This window comes from Vibrio sp. 10N.261.55.C5 (genome assembly GCF_041470505.1).
In the GTDB taxonomy this organism is placed as follows: Bacteria; Pseudomonadota; Gammaproteobacteria; order Enterobacterales; family Vibrionaceae; genus Vibrio; species Vibrio crassostreae_C.
In genome coordinates, this window is sequence record NZ_JBFRMS010000094.1 from 1 (window position 1) to 965 (window position 965).

Genomic DNA, 965 nt, shown 5'->3' on the forward strand with positions numbered 1-965 from the left:
CCTGTGAGCTTATTCAACGCTTTAATCATGGCGTAGGTTTCACCAACCTGAGCATTATAGTTTCTTAAACTTAATCGCCCACCAAACAGTGTCTTTACACGGAACATAGCCGTCTCTGAAAGTGACCGTTTATGGTAACCATACTTCTTTTTCCAATGTTTATTTGAGCCGTATAATTTCTGGCAAGCTACCGCCAGATTACGAGGGTGACCTCGCACCCAAAAAGCAGCACCTTCTCTCGGTGGAATAAGTGGAACAGCTTGTTTAATACGTATGGCTTTGTAGCATTGTCTTGTGTCGTAAGCTCCATCACCAGATATCTCATTGATTCTACGACGAGTTTGATTCAGTAAATTAGGAAGAGCTTCACCGTCGGTGACATTCGATAAACTTAACTCAGCCGCAATGATTTCATGAGTGCCAGTGTCTACTGCTAAATGGAGCTTACGCCAAACTCGACGCTTCCCGTCAGTACCATGTTTTTTTACTTTCCATTCACCTTCACCGTAGACCTTAAGCCCTGTTGCATCAATGGCTAAATGCTGTATTGCGCCTCGGGTCTTTGTCTTGAATGACACATTAACCGTTTTGGCTCGTTTACTGATGCATGAATAATGAGGACATGACAACGGGAGTTGAGCGAGTTTGAAAACAGAATCGATGAATCCTTGTAACGCTCTCAACGGCATCGCGAATACTCGTTTAACCATGAGGGCGGTCGTAATGGCTAAGTCACTAAACAATCGAGGTCGACCTCGTTTACCTTGCTTGAGTTGCTTCCACTGTTGAATCGCTTCCTCATCAATCCAGAATGTCAGTGAACCACGATTGATTAGGGCTTGGTTATATTGTTTCCAGTTAGTTGTTCTGTAGCGAGGCTTTGGCATTGCTCTAAGTATGTGAGTGAACTTAGATGATCTGATCGTAGCTTTAAGCATTAGTTCCCTGATTTAGGAAACAAAGCC

Annotated in this window: 1 protein-coding gene; it reads right to left on the reverse strand. The window is 43.5% G+C overall.

From position 1 onward, the window contains the following. Window positions 1-887, reverse strand: an 887-nt coding sequence (locus tag AB4263_RS22950) for an IS5 family transposase (RefSeq protein ID WP_372098948.1), incomplete at its 3' end; no start/stop codon positions are given. Between the last annotated feature and the right edge of the window lie 78 nt (window positions 888-965).